This is a genomic window from Shinella sp., from assembly GCF_049651085.1.
Taxonomy (GTDB): domain Bacteria; phylum Pseudomonadota; class Alphaproteobacteria; order Rhizobiales; family Rhizobiaceae; genus Shinella.
The window spans coordinates 199,747-213,125 of sequence record NZ_JBASBL010000004.1 but is presented as its reverse complement, the minus strand read 5'-3'; the positions used below and the strand labels follow the sequence as shown (position 1 = coordinate 213,125).

12 protein-coding genes are annotated in these 13,379 nt (G+C 65.4%); 10 read left to right on the top strand and 2 right to left on the bottom strand.

Translation table 11 applies throughout. The annotated features are described in order from the left end of the window. The first annotated feature begins 146 nt into the window (after window positions 1-146). The 5 genes from WA950_RS01465 (at window position 147) to WA950_RS01445 (ending at window position 7,691) form a co-directional block, all read left to right on the top strand. Complete coding sequence (locus WA950_RS01465) at window positions 147-1,160, top strand: AAA family ATPase (protein WP_424549893.1); 1,014 nt, start codon at window positions 147-149, stop codon at window positions 1,158-1,160. Between the two features lie 13 nt (window positions 1,161-1,173). Continuing rightward, entirely contained in the window at window positions 1,174-2,094 is a 921-nt protein-coding gene (locus WA950_RS01460; protein WP_424549892.1) for a DUF58 domain-containing protein, read from the top strand. Next, window positions 2,091-4,901 (top strand): DUF4159 domain-containing protein, encoded by a 2,811-nt coding sequence (locus WA950_RS01455; RefSeq protein WP_424549891.1) that lies wholly within the window; start codon window positions 2,091-2,093, stop codon window positions 4,899-4,901. Before WA950_RS01460 ends, WA950_RS01455 begins: the two co-directional genes overlap by 4 nt. A gap of 1 nt (window position 4,902) precedes the next feature. After that, a complete protein-coding gene (locus WA950_RS01450; RefSeq protein ID WP_424549890.1) occupies window positions 4,903-6,975 on the top strand; it encodes a hypothetical protein in 2,073 nt (690 codons plus the stop codon). Between the two features lie 179 nt (window positions 6,976-7,154). After that, window positions 7,155-7,691 (top strand): glyoxalase superfamily protein, encoded by a 537-nt coding sequence (locus tag WA950_RS01445; RefSeq protein ID WP_424549889.1) that lies wholly within the window; start codon window positions 7,155-7,157, stop codon window positions 7,689-7,691. Between the two features lie 29 nt (window positions 7,692-7,720). On the opposite strand, the gene WA950_RS01440 is transcribed toward WA950_RS01445, so the two are convergent. Continuing rightward, window positions 7,721-8,221, bottom strand: a complete 501-nt coding sequence (locus WA950_RS01440; RefSeq protein WP_424550054.1) for a GNAT family N-acetyltransferase — start codon at window positions 8,219-8,221, stop codon at window positions 7,721-7,723. Window positions 8,222-8,509: 288 nt separating this feature from the next. On the opposite strand from WA950_RS01440, the gene WA950_RS01435 reads away from it, so the two are divergent. Continuing rightward, window positions 8,510-9,496 (top strand): glutathione S-transferase family protein, encoded by a 987-nt coding sequence (locus WA950_RS01435; protein ID WP_424549888.1) that lies wholly within the window; start codon window positions 8,510-8,512, stop codon window positions 9,494-9,496. A 2-nt stretch (window positions 9,497-9,498) separates the two neighbouring features. Here WA950_RS01435 and WA950_RS01430 read toward each other — a convergent pair whose 3' ends face one another. Next, the gene (locus tag WA950_RS01430) at window positions 9,499-9,999 is read right to left on the bottom strand and encodes an NUDIX domain-containing protein (RefSeq protein WP_424549887.1); all 501 of its coding nucleotides are present in this window, start codon (window positions 9,997-9,999) and stop codon (window positions 9,499-9,501) included. Between the two features lie 110 nt (window positions 10,000-10,109). Here WA950_RS01430 and WA950_RS01425 point away from each other — a divergent pair, with 110 nt between their 5' ends. The 4 genes from WA950_RS01425 (at window position 10,110) to WA950_RS01410 (ending at window position 13,308) form a co-directional block, all read left to right on the top strand. Next, a complete protein-coding gene (locus WA950_RS01425; RefSeq protein ID WP_424549886.1) occupies window positions 10,110-11,012 on the top strand; it encodes a metallophosphoesterase family protein in 903 nt (300 codons plus the stop codon). A 121-nt stretch (window positions 11,013-11,133) separates the two neighbouring features. Then, window positions 11,134-11,760 (top strand): tetratricopeptide repeat protein, encoded by a 627-nt coding sequence (locus WA950_RS01420; RefSeq protein WP_424549885.1) that lies wholly within the window; start codon window positions 11,134-11,136, stop codon window positions 11,758-11,760. Window positions 11,761-11,932: 172 nt separating this feature from the next. Further along, window positions 11,933-12,451, top strand: a complete 519-nt coding sequence (locus tag WA950_RS01415; protein WP_424549884.1) for an RNA polymerase sigma factor — start codon at window positions 11,933-11,935, stop codon at window positions 12,449-12,451. 2 nt (window positions 12,452-12,453) lie between these two features. Continuing rightward, complete coding sequence (locus WA950_RS01410) at window positions 12,454-13,308, top strand: anti-sigma factor family protein (protein WP_424549883.1); 855 nt, start codon at window positions 12,454-12,456, stop codon at window positions 13,306-13,308. Window positions 13,309-13,379: the final 71 nt, after the last annotated feature.

Genomic DNA, 13,379 nt, shown 5'->3' with positions numbered 1-13,379 from the left:
CGAGAGGAAAAAGTGGATACACTCACGAGATAGTCATTTCGTGGCCGCTTGTCAGCCACGGGTGAGCTAATAAGCTTTCTATGTATGGAGCGAACGCGGCAAAGCCACGATTCGCCAATCGTTCTAAACCGGCACAGGAGACGACCATGGGCGTTCAGAAATCCCCCGAGGCAGGCCTGGACGAAAAGATGGTAGTCGCCGCGGCTGAACGGGCGCTCTCCGACATCGCCCTTGTTCGCAAGGAAGTTGCCAAGGTCATTTTCGGCCAGGAAAGCGTGGTCGAGCAGACCATGCTCGCCGTGCTTTCCGGCGGCCATGCGCTGCTCGTCGGCGTGCCGGGCCTTGCCAAGACCAAGCTGGTCGCCACGCTCGGCACCGTCCTCGGCCTTTCCGCAAGCCGCGTCCAGTTCACGCCGGACCTCATGCCCTCCGATATTCTCGGCTCGGAAGTGATGGACCAGGACGAGAACGGCAAGCGCTCCTTCCGCTTCGTGCCCGGCCCGATCTTCACGCAGCTCCTGATGGCCGACGAGATCAACCGCGCCTCGCCGCGCACGCAATCCGCGCTGCTGCAGGCGATGCAGGAATATCACGTGACGGTCGCCGGCAAGCCGAACGACCTGCCGAAGCCGTTCCACGTCCTCGCGACGCAGAACCCGCTGGAACAGGAAGGCACCTATCCACTGCCGGAAGCCCAGCTCGACCGCTTCCTGCTGCAGGTCGACGTCCACTATCCCGAGCTGGCCGCCGAACGGCAGATCCTGCTGGAGACGACGGGCGTCAGCGAGGCCCATGCCGGGGCCGTGCTGTCTGCCGCGCGTCTCATCGAGATCCAGACCCTGATCCGCCAGATGCCGGTCAGCGAGAAGGTGCTCGACGCGATCCTGTCGCTCGTGCGCTCCGCCCGCCCCGGCAATGGCGTCGCCTCCACCGACAAGCATGTCGCCTGGGGGCCCGGCCCGCGCGCCGGCCAGGCGATGATGCTCTGCGCCAGAGCCCGTGCGCTCTATGACGGCCGCCTCGCGCCCTCCGTCGACGACGTACTGGCGCTTGCCGAACCCGTGCTGCAACACCGCATGGCGCTGACTTTCGGCGCGCGGGCGGAGGGCATGTCGGTTCGCGATGTCATCGCAGATCTCGTCCGGCAGGCGGGCGGCTGAGCGGGGAAAGCACATGGCGTCCGTCGGCCAGATCGTCCAACCGACCCCGACCCGCGAGGCGCTCTCGCGGGCGCAGGCCCGGGCTGCCCTCATTCCCGATTGCATGGTGGAAGCCCAGCGCATCGCCAATACGGTGATTTCCGGCTGGCACGGCCGCCGCAAGCGCGGCATCGGCGAGAATTTCTGGCAGTTCCGTCCCTATGTCGACGGCGAAAGCCTGTCGCGCATCGACTGGCGGCGCTCCGCCCGCGACGACCACACCTATGTGCGCGACCGTGAATGGGAAGCCGCCCACACCGTCTGGATCTGGGCCGACCTTTCCCCGTCCATGATGTATAAATCGACCTTCGCCAGCGTCTCGAAGGAAAGCCGCGCGCTGGTCATCATGCTGTCGCTTGCCGAAATCCTCGCCCGTTCCGGCGAGCGCATCGGCTGCCCCGGCGTCATGGAACCGATCGCCGCGCGCAATGCCGCCGAGCGCCTCGCGACCGCCCTCATGCACAACGCCGCAACCGGCGGCCTGCCGGATACGAGCATGATCCGCGGCAACAGCGATGTCGTTCTGATCGGCGATTTCCTCGATCCGGTCGAGGATGTGATCGAACGCCTCGGTCCCCTCGCCCGCCGTGGCCTTGCCGGCCATGTCGTCGAGATCGCCGATCCGGCGGAAGAGATTTTCCCCTTTGTCGGACGCACCGAATTCACCGATCCGGAAAGCGGACAGAAGCTCACCGCCGGCCGCGCCGAGACGCTGAAGGACGACTATGCCCGCGCCTATGTCGCGCGCCGCGAAACCCTGGCCGACAACCTGCGCCATCTCGGCTGGAGCTTCGTGACTCACCATACCGACAGGCTCGCCTCCGAGGCGCTGGTCGCCGTGCATGCCTATCTCTCCGGCATGCCGACGCTGAAGACGGAGGGCCGGGGCCGATGAGCGCATTCGCATTCGCCTTCCCCGCCGTGCTGACGGCGCTGGTGCTGCTGCCGGTGATCTGGTGGCTGCTGCGGCTGACGCCACCCAGGCCGCTCGTCGAAATCTTTCCGCCCTTCGCCATCCTCGCCTCGATCATGAAGCGCGAGGAAACGCCTGCGCAAAGCCCCTGGTGGCTGACGCTGCTGCGCATGGCGATGGCCGCCGCGGTCATCTTCGCCATCGCAGACCCGGTCTTCAACCCGCGCACCAACACGCTGGCGAGCAGCGGCCCGCTCGCCCTCGTCATCGACAACAGCTGGGCTTCCGCCACCGACTGGCAGCGGCGCGTCGAAACTGCAGCCACCCTGATCGACGACGCCGAAAGCCGCGACGTGCCGATCGCGCTGGTGCTGACTGCGGACCGCCAGCACGATGCCGTACCGGTCGATGCCGCAACGGCGCGCAACCGCCTTGCCGCCGCCGAGCCCCGGCCGCTGCCGGCCGATCGCGCCGCTGCCATTGCCTCGCTGCGCACCGCGCTCGACGGAACCGCGCCGGGCACCCTTGCCTTGCTCAGCGACGGCATGGCGGGAGGCGAGACAGACGACACCGTTTCCGCCCTGCAAGCGCTTGCTCCCGCCGAATTCCGCCTGATCGAGGGCGACGGGGCATCCGCCATCGCCATCACCGCGGCCAACAACGGCGCTGATGCCCTCTCCGTGCCCCTCAGCCGCCTCGATGGCGGCCCGGCGCGCAGCCTGCCGCTGACGGCGCACGATTCCCGTGGCCGGCCGATCGCCACCGGCACGGCCGATTTTGCCGCTGGCACGACCACCGCGACCGGCACCATCGCCGCGCCCTTCGAGCTGCGCAACGATTTCGCCCGCATCACCGTGGACGGGCTCGCCAATGCCGGCGGCACCTATCTGCTCGATGATGGCTTCCGCCGCCGCCGTGTCGCCTTCCTCTCCGGCGAAGTGGTCGATGCAAGCCAGCCCCTGCTCTCGCCGCTGCACTACATCAACCGGGCGCTTGCGCCCTATGCCGACCTGATCGAGCCGAGCGTTGCCGACCTTTCGGTCGCCATCCCCGAACTGCTCGAGCAGAACCCGTCCGTGCTGATCATGGCCGATATCGGCCGCCTGCCGGAGGATGTGCACGAAAAGGTCCAGCGCTGGATCGAGGCCGGCGGCATGCTGATCCGCTTTGCCGGCCCGCGCCTTGCAGCAGCGCCCGCCGACGACCCGCTGGTGCCGGTGCTGCTGCGCAAGGGCGAACGCGCGCTCGGCGGCGCACTGTCCTGGTCCGAGCCGCAGCCGCTTGCCGCCTATCCGGCAAACAGCCCGTTCTTCGGCATGCGCGCGCCGGAAAACATCCTGATCAAGCGCCAGGTGCTTGCCGAACCGACGCCGGACCTTGCCGAACGCACCTGGGCAAGCCTTGCCGACGGCACGCCGCTGGTGACGACCGGCCCGCTCGGCTCCGGGCGCATCGTGCTGTTCCACATCAGCGCCGAAACCGGCTGGTCCAACCTGCCGCTTTCCGGCGATTTCGTGGAAATGCTCCGCCGCACCGTGCAGCTTTCGCGCGGCGGCGGCGTGTCGACCAGCGATGGCGGCGAAAAGCAGGGCCTGCCGCCCTACCGCCTGATGACCGCCAACGGGACCTTGGCCGCCGCCACCGGCGAGGCCAAACCGCTGGCCGCCACCGATGGCGCGAAGAAGATCGCAAGCTTCGACAACCCGCCCGGCCTCTATGGCACGGAGGACGGCTATGTCGCGCATAACCTCTTCCCGCCGGGCCATGAAATCCGCCCGCTCGCCGTGGCGCAAAGCGCATCAATCCTGCGCGAGCCGCTGGCCGGCAAGGAGACCTGGTCGCTGAAACCGCATCTCTTCACCCTCGCCGCCCTGCTGCTGCTTGCCGATTGCGCCATCGTGCTCTTCATGGGCGGCGCCTTCGCCGCAGCCACCCGGCGCATGCCGAAGCGCGGCGCAACCGCCGCCGTGCTGCTGGCGCTGGTTGCCGGCGGGCTCACGGCGCTGCCTTCAGAAAGCCGTGCCGCCGATGACAAGCCCGGTGACGAAACGATCCTGTCACGGCTCGACACGACGCATATCGCCTATGTCGTCACCGGCGAGAGCGAGGTGGACCGAATTTCCGAGCGCGGCCTTGCCGGCCTCACGGAATTCCTGACCTATCGCACGACGCTGGAGCCCGGCCAGCCGGTCGGCATCGATATTTCGAAGGACGAGCTGGCGCTCTACCCGATCATCTACTGGCCGGTGAGCGCCACGGCCGAAATGCCGTCCAGCGCCGCTATCAGCCGCATCGATGCCTATATGCGCAACGGCGGCACCGTGCTGTTCGATACCCGCGACCAGTTCGTCTCGCTCGACGGCAATTCGGCAAGCCCCAATACCGAGCGCCTGCAGGCGATCCTCGCCAATCTCGACATTCCGCCGCTGGAGCCGGTGCCGGCCGATCACGTCCTGACCAAGGCCTTCTACCTGCTTCCAAACTTCCCCGGCCGCTATGCCGGAAGCCCGCTCTGGATCGAAGCCGAGCTGGACCGGGCCGAGGATCCGTCGCGTCCGGCCCGTGCCGGCGACGGCGTGTCGCCGATCATGATCACCGGCAACGACTTTGCCGGCGCCTGGGCGGTCGATGCGAACGGCATGGCGCTCTTGCCGACCGTGCCGCCGGACGAGGTGCAGCGCGACCACGCCTTCCGCTCCGGCGTCAACATCATGATGTACATGCTCACCGGCAACTACAAGGCGGACCAGGTGCATGTGCCCGCCCTCCTCGAACGGCTGGGGCAGTGACATGACGCTTCAACTCTCCCCCTTCCTGTCGTGGATCGCCATCGCCCTCATCGGCCTTGCCGGGCTTGCCCTCGCCGCTCTCGGCTTCTGGCGAGGGCTGCGCGGCTCCATCATCCGCGCGCTGGCGCTGGCGCTGCTGGTGTTCGCTCTCGCCAATCCGGTCTTCCTGCAGGAGGACCGCGAGGCGCTGTCCACCGTCGTCCCCGTCATCGTCGACCGCAGCCAGAGCCAGGACAACGAGGAGCGCACAGCGCAAACGAACGCCGCGCTCGAAGGGCTCAAGGAACGATTCGCGCGCTATCCGCGCATTGAGCCGCGCATTGTGGAGGCAGGCGACGACGGCACCTCCGAGACGCCCTCCACGCGCCTCTTCGATGCTCTGAATTCCGCAATCGCCGATGTGCCGCGCTCACGCGTCGGCGGCGCGATCCTGATCACCGACGGGCAGGTGCACGATATTCCGGACGCCTCCACCTTCTCCGGTTTCGACGCGCCGGTGCATGCCCTCGTCACCGGCCGGCCGAACGAATTCGACCGGCGCATCGAGGTGGTCAGCGCGCCGCGCTTCGGCATTGTCGGCGAACCGCAGGAGCTGAAATTCCGCGTCGTGGACGACGGCGCCGGCCCGGACGAGCCTGCCCGTGTGACCATCCGCCTCAACGGCAACGAGATTGCCTCGGAGATCGCGCAGCCCGGCACCGAGCAGCCGCTCCGCTTCACCGTGCCGCGCGGCGGCAACAATATCCTCGAATTCGAGGTCGCGCCGGTCGACGACGAGATCACCACGGCGAACAACCGCGCGGTCCACGTCATCGAGGGGATCCGCGAGAACCTGCGCGTGCTGCTCGTCTCGGGCGAGCCGCATGCCGGCGAGCGCGCCTGGCGCAACCTGCTGAAGTCCGACACCGCCATCGACCTCGTGCACTTCACCATCTTGCGTCCGCCGGAAAAGCAGGACGGCACGCCGATCAACGAGCTGTCGCTGATCGCCTTCCCGACGCGCGAACTCTTCGTCGACAAGATCAACGAGTTCGACCTCATCATCTTCGATCGCTACCAGCACCGCGGCGTGCTGCCGATCCTCTACTATGACAACATCGCGCAGTATGTCGAAAACGGCGGTGCGCTGCTGATCGCGGCCGGACCGGAGCATGCGGGCAACGATTCCATCGCCGGCACGCCGCTCTCCGTCGTGCTGCCGGCAATGCCGACCGGCGCGATGAACGAGGCCCCCTTCTATCCGCGCCTGTCGGAGCAGGGCCGCAAGCATCCCGTCACGCGTGGCCTGGAAGGCGCGGGCGAGGAACCGCCGCATTGGGGCCGCTGGTTCCGCACGGTCGATGTGCAGCGCCCGCTGGGCAACGTCGTGATGGAAGCCAACGAAGGCAAGCCGCTCCTGGTGCTGAACCGCGCCGGCAAGGGCCGCGTCGCCATGTTGCTCTCCGATCAGGGCTGGCTCTGGGCGCGCGGTTTCGAGGGCGGCGGGCCGCATGTCTCGCTCTACCGGCGCACCGCACACTGGCTCATGCAGGAGCCCGCGCTGGAAGAGGAGGCGCTGACTGCACGCACCTTCGGCCGCACGCTGCAGATCAACCGCCAGACGATCGGCGACGTGCCGGGTGAAGCCACGCTGAAGCTGCCGTCCGGCGAGACGCAGCAGGTGGCGCTGACGGAGGCCGAACCCGGCCTCTACCGCGCCGAGGTGCAGACCCGCGAGACCGGCCTCTACGAGATCACCAACGACGATCTGAGCGCCCTCGTCCATGTCGGCGCGGTCGATGCGCCGGAGTTCAAGGCGACGATCTCGACGACCGAAACGTTGAAGCCGCTTGCCGACGCAACCAGGGGCACCGTGCGCCGGCTCGTCGCCGAGAACGGCGGAGCCATCTCCCTGCCGCCGCTCCTGCCTGTCTCCGGCCAGGTACGCACGGTGGATGAAAACCGCCTGTCGCTGCGCATGACGGACGAGACCGTGCTGAAGGGGGTCAATTCCCTGCCGCTCTTCGCCGGCTTTGCCGGCGTCGGCCTGCTGCTGCTCGCCTTCTCGGCCATGTGGTATCGCGAAGGGCGTTGACCTTGATTTTGCGTTTCGGCTAGTCTTGCCGCACGGCCGGGGGCGGCCGGCAGCCCCGCGCCTTTCTCGAAGGCATGGCGAACGCCTCCAGAAGAACCTTTCTCCACCGTTCATCGTTGGGCGAAGGCGTCGGCAATGCGGGCACTGACGGGGACTTCGCCGGAACGAAAGGAACGGACATGCGCGATTTTCGCGATGCCAAGGCCATGGCGAAAGCCATGCGGGAAACGCTGGCCGCCCGCAATATCGAAATCTCCCACAGCGAAGCGCTGGAAATCGTCGCCCGCCAGTTCGGCGTGGAAACCTGGAACATCCTCTCGGCAAAAATCGAGGCGAAGCCTCCGGAAACCGGCATCGCCTTCGAGCAGGCCGTGCCCATCGTGCGTATCTTCGACGTGGCGAAGGCGCACGAATTCTACCTCGGCTTCCTCGGCTTTTCCGTCGACTGGGAACATCGCTACGGCGAGAATTTCCCGCTCTATACGCAGGTCTCGCGCGGCGGGCTGCGGCTGCATCTTTCCGAACATGCGGGGGATGCGACGCCAGGCGGCAACATGGTCGTCTACATGAAGGGCATCCGCGCCTTCCAGAAGGAACTGATCGGCAAGAACTACCGCTACATGAAGCCGGGCCTCGAGGACGAGGGCACGCGGCTGGAAGTAGAGGTAATCGACCCCTTCCAGAACCGTCTCCGCTTCATGGAACTGAAGGATTGAGGGCTCTTCGACGAGGGGCTCGCCCCTCGTCACCCTCTCCAGGCGATGATACCCTTCAGCCGCTCGTGCGTGTCTTCTGCAAAGGGCATGACGAGTACGCGAGCCGGATCGACCGGGCCAGGGAAGGTCAGCGCATTCCAGGCGACCTTCTCGAAGCCGAGCGGTTCGTAATAGGGCGGATCGCCGACGAGGACGACGGCTTCCGAACCCTTGCGCTTCGCCGCAGCGCAGGCGATGCGCAGCAGTTCCCGCCCGATGCCCCGGTTCTTGTGCGACGGCCGCACGGCAAGCGGACCGAGAAGGTGCGCCTTCACCCCGCCCGCCATCACCGGCGTCATGCGCACCGAGGCGATCGTCTCGCCGTCATCCGTGCAGACGAAGGACAGCGACAGGTCATGCGGTCCCTGCTCGCGGATACGGGCGGCGGCGCGAACATGCCGGCCGGGACCGAAGGCTTCTTCGTTGATATGTTCGATGGCTGCGTCGTGGGAGGCATGTTCCGTCAGGTAGACGATATCGTGCTTGAGCATGTTCATGGATCAGGAAACCGGATGCGAGCTATGGATGCAGGTTATCGCGCCACCGCCTTGGCGGGCGCAGCGTGAGCATCAGCGTCGTCGTGGGTTTCCTGTGGTGTACATGGTCGATCGTCTTCCTCGCGGGCGGCAGCGCCCGTCCTGACTAGGCCGGATAGCAGAAATTTACCGCCTGTCAAAGGGCAAAACGCACTGTTCACCAAAAAGCATCTATCTTACCATCCCCCATGCGCTACTTTTGAACGCAAGTTCAGACCGTCGAGGCGGCGAAAGGAGACAATCATGGGCATGCTCGTTGATGGCGTCTGGCAGGACGTCTGGTACGATACGAAGGCGACCAAGGGCCATTTTCAGCGCTCGGCTTCGCAGTTCCGCAACTGGATCACGCCGGACGGCGCGCCCGGCCCGACGGGCGAAGGCGGCTTTGCAGCCGAGGCCGGCCGCTACCATCTCTACGTTTCCTATGCCTGTCCCTGGGCGCACCGCACGCTGATCTTCCGCAAGCTGAAGAAGCTGGAAGACCTCATCACGGTTTCGGTGGTCGATCCGCTGATGGCGGCAAGGGGCTGGGAGTTCAAGGGTGAGATCGGCGGCACGCTTGATCCGCTATTCGGCGCGAGCGCCCTCTATGAAGTCTACCTGAAGGCCGATCCCCACTATTCCGGCCGCGTCACCGTGCCCGTGTTGTGGGACAAGAAGCAGAACCGCATGGTCTCGAACGAATCGGCCGAGATCATCCGCATGTTCAACTCCGCCTTCGATCACCTCACCGGTTCGCGTGACGATTTCTACCCGGAAATCCTGCGCGCCGAGATCGATGCGCTGAACGACAGCATCTACGACACCGTCAACAACGGCGTCTACAAGGCGGGTTTCGCGACGACGCAGGAAGCCTATGAAGGCAGCGTCACGAAGCTTTTCGACATGCTCGACAGCCTGGAAGAGCGCCTCTCCGGCAAGCGCTACCTCACGGGCGAGCGGATCACCGAGGCCGACTGGCGGCTCTTCACCACGCTGGTGCGCTTCGATCCGGTCTATGTCGGCCATTTCAAATGCAACATCCGCCGCATCGCCGACTATCCGAACCTCTATGGCTATCTGCGCGAACTCTACCAGGTGCCGGGGATCGCCGAGACGGTGAACATGCGCCACATCAAGGAGCACTACTACCGCAGCCACGGCACGATCAATCCGACGGGTATCGTGCCGGTCGGGCCGGAAATCGAGCTTGCCACCCCGCACGGCCGCGGGCACCTGAAGGCAGCCTGAGCCTACCAGAAATCCGAAAAGGGCGCCCTGCCGGCGAGTTCCTCCAGCCGCCGGCGGGTCGCAGCAGTCGTTGCGGCCGGCAGTTCATCTAGGGCAAAAAAGCCCACCTCGACGATCTCCCGGTCCTTGAGGCGCGGCGCGGTCTGCGTGACGTTCTCGCAGCGATAGAGCAGCACATGGTCGCGCTTGCTGGTCTGGCGGTTGTAGTAGACCTGGACGAGCCGCGGCGGCGCATCAATGGCAAGGTTGCCCTCCTCCCGCATTTCCTTGTCCAGCGCCGCGAGCGCCGTCTCTCCCCGCTCGATACCGCCGCCCGGCAGGTGCCAGCCGGGTACATAGCTGTGGCGCACGAGAAAGACGCGCCCGGCCTCATCGAAACAGGCCGCCCGCACGCCCATCGTCATGCCGCGGGAAAGCGCGAAATAGCCATGCAGCAGCCGCGTTGCGAGCCGCAGCAGGAGACTTTTCTTCGGCGGCGCAACGGCCGGTGCATTTTTGTCCATCGCATCACTTCGCCGGAACCTTTCGGCCAAATCAAGGCTTCGGGCCGCAAACACCCCGGAATATACACGCCTTGCGTTTCCCTTAACGACCTTATGTTCTAAGGAGGGCTATGTTCAGACTTGCCCACATATCGGACGTCCACCTCGGGCCGCTGCCGGCCCTCACCTTTCTGGAACTGTTTTCCAAGCGCATTACCGGCTTCGTCAACTGGCACCGGAACCGCCGCCGGCACCTGTTCACCAACACGCTCGACCTCGTTCTGGAGGATATCGAGCGGCATGACCCCGATCATCTGGCCATCACCGGCGACCTCGTGAACCTTGCCTCCTCGATGGAGATCACCGCGGTGAAGCACTGGCTGCACGAGGCTGGCACACCGGACAATGTGTCCGTCGTTCCGGGCAACCATGACGCCTATGTGCGCGGCGCCTACGAAAAATCGACGCGGGCCTGGTATCCCTATATGCGCGGCGACGCCTGCCCCACCGAATGGCAGGAAGGCAGGCACATCTTCCCCTATCTGCGCGTGCGCGGCCAGGTGGCGATCATCGGCTGCTCGACGGCCGTCGCGACCCCGCCCTTCGCCGCCTCCGGTTATTTCAGCAACCGGCAGGCGCGCGAGACCGTGAACATGCTGCGCGCCGCAGGCGAAGCCGGTCTCTTCCGCGTCGTCCTCATCCACCATCCGCCGATCCGCGGCGCAACGCCGCTGCACAAGCGCATGATCGGCATCCGCCGGTTCGCCGCGACGATCTCGACGGGGGGAGCCGAACTCGTGCTGCACGGCCATACCCATCTCGACACCGTGCACTGGCTGCCCGGCCAGACCAAGCCCGTGCCCGTCGTGGGCATCGCCTCGGCCTCGCAGGGACCGGGCGGCCACAAGCCGCCGGCCGGCTACAATCTCTTCTCCATATCGGGCGCCCCAGGAAACTGGAACATCCAGCGCGAGCGCTATGCGCTGACGCCCGGTTGCGACGCACTGGCGCTGGCCGAGACAACGCGTTTCTAGAGCCCCGCGAATAAATCCCCTCGACCATCCGTACCATCTTCCTGAAGTGGCCTGCCCGGCGAATGCCGCCGGCCGCTTCAAGACGGCCAGCGCCCGGCGAATGATCCGATCGAAAGGAACGATGACCATGCTCCGCCACACCATGCTGCTTTCCTTCTGCGCCGCCGTATCGCTGGCAGCGTTTTCTCCCGCCAGCGCCGCCGGATCCGACACGACCACGCCTCCGGTCGCCACCGAAACGACGACGACCTGCACCGACGGCAAGATCTGGAGCGACGAAAAGAAGGAGTGCATTGCGCCGGAAGACCTGAAACCGGCCGAGGCGACACCCATCGAAGGCACGCCGGCCGACGACAAGGCAAAAACGGAAGAACAGAAGAAGAGCGAGATCGACGATAAGCTCTACGAGGCCGCGCGCGAATTCGCCTATGCCGGCCAGTACGGGAATGCGCTGCGCGCGCTGCGCGCCGCTTCCAACCAGGAGGACCCACGCATCCTCAACTATACAGGCTACAATACCCGCAAGCTCGGCGACATGGCGCTCGGCATGCGCTACTACGAGCGGGCGCTCCAGAAAGATGAAAACTACATCCTCGCCCGCTCCTATATGGGCCAGGCCCTGATCGAACAGGGCGACATCGAAGGCGCCCGCGTGCAGCTCGTCGAGATCCGCGACCGCGGCGGCGAGAACACCTGGGCCTATCGTGCGCTGCAACAGTCGCTCGGCGGCGAGCGCACCGCCTACTGACAGGCGCACGATACCCGTCGAAACGGGGACAATCGCCAAGGGAACGCGGGAAACTGCGTTCCGAAACACCGTTCATGCTTGCGGACCCAAGGAAGAATGTTTCATATCAGACGATCGCCGCCCAGCCGGGGGCGAATAGAGTTTTGATCCCGAACGTTCCCTTGGAAAAGCAATGCGTCCGACGGCAGAATCGAATGAGTTCCGGCGAGAGTTGGTCAATTTGCTGCCGAAGCTGCGCCGTTTCGCCATGACGCTGACACGCAACGGTAGCGATGCCGACGATCTCGTACAGGAGGCGTGCGAGAGGGCTATCACGCGAAGTCACCTCTGGAACGGGGAAGGCCGGCTTGAGAGCTGGGTTTACGCAATGACGCGCAATCTCTGGGTGGACGAAATACGCAAGCGAAAGGTCCGCACAGGGTCCGGCACGGTAGATGTCGCCGAGCAGGACAGCCTGCATATCGAGGCGTCCGCCGACAAGGCAGTCTATGCCAAGCAGTTGCACAAGTTGATCATGACCATGCCGGAAGGCCTTTCGAGCGTCTTCCTGCTGGTGAATGTCGAAGGCCATAGCTACCGGGAGGCGGCGGATATTCTCGGGATACCGATCGGTACCGTGATGAGCCGGCTTTCGGCGGCCCGCATCAGGCTCGCGGCCATGATCTCCGAACAGGCAGAAAGGAGGGCCTGAACGTGGAAAGCACACAGGGTCTTCCGCTCGAAGTCCGTTTGTCCGCCTATCTCGACGGCCAGCTTCCGCAGTCGGAAGTGGACGAGATCAACGCCATGCTCGCCGCGGACGACGCCGCGCGCAGCGTCTACGAAAAGCTCAAGCTCGGCAGCGAGTTTGGCGCCCGCGCCTTCGACAGGATGCTGCAGGAGCCGATCCCGCTCGATCTGGTGCGCAACATCAAGGAAGCCGGCAAGAACGACGACGAGCCGCCAAAGCTGGGCTTTGCCGACATTCCCATGGCCACCCTGCCCGCATCCCGCCGCAGCGCCTTCTGGCCGCAGGCGCTTGCCGCCTCGCTCGTCATCTTCCTTTCCGGCGGCGCGGCCGGCTACCTGATCTCCGAGCAGAAGCAGACCTCCTTCAACGTCGCCAAGAACGAATTCGCGCCGGCCCGCACCTGGCTCGATGACATTGCGGACTATCACCGCATCTATTCGCGGCAAACCCGCCATCTGGTGGAAGTGCCCGCCAACGATCAGGCCCATATCGTCGAATGGCTCTCGGCCAGCACGGGCGTCGATTTCGCCCTGCCCGACCTGTCCGGCCAGAAGCTCACCTTCGAGGGCGCGCGCCTGCTGGTGGCTGGCGGAAAACCGACTGCCCAGCTTCTCTACCGCGACGCGGACAATGAGATCATCGCCATCTGTTTCCTGCAATCCGATCCCGTGGAGGGCAAAACGGACTTTGCCGAAAGCATGCGCAACGAGCTCGGCATGATCTCCTGGCAGAGGGGCAACGCATCCTTTGTCGTGATCGGCCCTTCAGCCGATCCGGGCCTCCAGCGCATCGCAGAGACCGTTTCGACCAGCATCTGAGCAACCCGCATTCAAAGAAAACGCCCGGCAGCATCGCTACCGGGCGTTTTTTCTTGTCTATGTGTCGGGCG

Coding starts and splice junctions, on each gene's coding strand:
- WA950_RS01460 (WP_424549892.1), top strand. CDS start 1,174: ATGGCGTCCGTCGGCCAGATCGTCCAACCGACCCCGACCCGCGAGGCG.
- WA950_RS01435 (WP_424549888.1), top strand. CDS start 8,510: ATGGGCATGCTCGTTGATGGCGTCTGGCAGGACGTCTGGTACGATACG.
- WA950_RS01430 (WP_424549887.1), bottom strand. CDS start 9,999: ATGGACAAAAATGCACCGGCCGTTGCGCCGCCGAAGAAAAGTCTCCTG.
- WA950_RS01420 (WP_424549885.1), top strand. CDS start 11,134: ATGACCATGCTCCGCCACACCATGCTGCTTTCCTTCTGCGCCGCCGTA.
- WA950_RS01455 (WP_424549891.1), top strand. CDS start 2,091: ATGAGCGCATTCGCATTCGCCTTCCCCGCCGTGCTGACGGCGCTGGTG.
- WA950_RS01425 (WP_424549886.1), top strand. CDS start 10,110: ATGTTCAGACTTGCCCACATATCGGACGTCCACCTCGGGCCGCTGCCG.
- WA950_RS01440 (WP_424550054.1), bottom strand. CDS start 8,221: ATGCTCAAGCACGATATCGTCTACCTGACGGAACATGCCTCCCACGAC.
- WA950_RS01415 (WP_424549884.1), top strand. CDS start 11,933: ATGCGTCCGACGGCAGAATCGAATGAGTTCCGGCGAGAGTTGGTCAAT.
- WA950_RS01450 (WP_424549890.1), top strand. CDS start 4,903: ATGACGCTTCAACTCTCCCCCTTCCTGTCGTGGATCGCCATCGCCCTC.
- WA950_RS01445 (WP_424549889.1), top strand. CDS start 7,155: ATGCGCGATTTTCGCGATGCCAAGGCCATGGCGAAAGCCATGCGGGAA.
- WA950_RS01465 (WP_424549893.1), top strand. CDS start 147: ATGGGCGTTCAGAAATCCCCCGAGGCAGGCCTGGACGAAAAGATGGTA.